Origin of the sequence: Buttiauxella sp. S19-1 (assembly GCF_022134725.1) — a bacterium.
GTDB classification, from domain to species: domain Bacteria; phylum Pseudomonadota; class Gammaproteobacteria; order Enterobacterales; family Enterobacteriaceae; genus Buttiauxella; species Buttiauxella ferragutiae.
In genome coordinates this window covers 1-1649 of the sequence record NZ_JAHWLU010000239.1, presented here as the reverse complement: position 1 = coordinate 1649, position 1649 = coordinate 1, and the positions used below count along the sequence as shown (strand labels likewise).

Sequence of the window (1649 nt, the reverse complement as noted above, 5' to 3'; positions counted from 1 at the left end):
CCCTTGATCCGACCACTTCGATATTAGTGGTTCTGGGGATTATCTTTATATTTGCATTAGCGGTGCATTTTATTCTCCATAGAATTGTTCTGCGGACGTTTGAACGACGTGCAAACTCCAGCCAGCATTTATGGCTGCAACTTATCACCGAAAACAAATTATTTCATCGGCTTGCACTCACCTTGCAAGGGATTATTGTCAATATTCAGGCGGTATTGTGGTTGCAGAAAGGCAGTGATGTTAGCCAGATACTGATTATCTGCGCACAACTGTGGATTATGCTCTACTCGTTGCTGTCATTATTCTCCTTGCTGGATGTGATTTATAATTTCTCACAGAAATTTACTATTACCTCAGATATTCCGCTGAAGGGAATATTCCAGGGAGTGAAACTGATCGCCTCTATTATCATTGGTATCATGATTGTCTCGCGTATTATTGGGCAGTCACCCGCCATCTTAATCAGCGGCCTGGGTGCCATGGCGGCGGTACTGATGTTGGTGTTTAAAGACCCGATTCTGGGCCTGGTTGCCGGTATTCAGCTTTCAGCCAACCGCATGTTAAAGCTCGGCGACTGGCTGGAAATGCCCAAGTATGGTGCCGATGGCGCGGTAACTGATATCGGCCTGACCACCGTGAAAGTCCGTAACTGGGATAATACAATTACCACTATTCCCACCTATGCTTTGGTTTCTGATGCCTTTAAAAACTGGAGCGGTATGTCGCAATCAGGTGGCCGTCGTATTAAGCGCAGTATTAATATCGATACCACCAGTATTCATTTTCTTTCTACCGATGAAATAGAAAATTTAATGAAGGCGAGACTATTAAAGCCTTATATCGATTCGCGGAGTAAGGAAATTGCAGACTATAACCGTACGCATAATAGTGATGGGGTTTCAGTACTGAATGCGCGCAGCATGACTAACGTCGGGACATTCCGGGTTTATCTGACAGAATATCTGCAAAACCACCCGCGCATTCGCAAAGACATGACATTAATGGTGCGCCAGTTAGCGCCGGGTGCAGAAGGTCTGCCAATAGAGATTTATGCTTTTACTAACACTGTCGCATGGCTGGAATATGAATCCATTCAGGCTGATATTTTTGAGCATATATTTGCTGTGGTTGATCAGTTCGGTTTGCGGATACATCAGGCACCGACCGGTAACGATATTCGTTCGATTGTCACGGTGATGAAAAACTAATCTATTTCGTAGGGTGGATAAGCGATAGCGTCATCCACCAAAAAAATGCCAGATGGCGCTACGCTTCCCGGTCAATCGAAAACCAACGTCGCCAGATAAAGCGAATCACGAAATACTCAACCGCACCTAACGCCAGAAACCACAGGCAAAAGATGATGGTGTAGAGTTGGTTCATATCCAGCAAATGGAACATCTTGATAAGTTTTTGTGCCAACTCGATAGTCAGCGCTGGAGCAGGTAGCAGCAGGCAAGACAAAAAGGCCAGCAGTAAGATGCCGCCAGCACTCATCAGGGCTTCAAGAGGGTGTTTCATGTCATGGTTACGCCGGGGGGTTAAAAACACAGGCAAAAACACATTGTCCGGGAAAATTACCGCTGTTTCAAATCGCCCTTTGTTCATTCCCGATACAACAAGTCGCGATAAATCTCGGTCAGCAACCC

General features: G+C 45.6%; 2 protein-coding genes. One reads left to right on the top strand and one right to left on the bottom strand.

What is annotated here, in order from left to right:
* On the top strand, positions 1–1208 hold a 1208-nt coding region (locus MES37_RS24280; RefSeq protein ID WP_237932813.1), incomplete at its 5' end, for a mechanosensitive ion channel family protein.
* A gap of 58 nt (positions 1209–1266) precedes the next feature.
* On the opposite strand, the gene MES37_RS24275 is transcribed toward MES37_RS24280, so the two are convergent.
* Positions 1267–1521, bottom strand: a complete 255-nt coding sequence (locus MES37_RS24275; RefSeq protein ID WP_064549024.1) for a DUF1158 domain-containing protein — start codon at positions 1519–1521, stop codon at positions 1267–1269.
* Between the last annotated feature and the right edge of the window lie 128 nt (positions 1522–1649).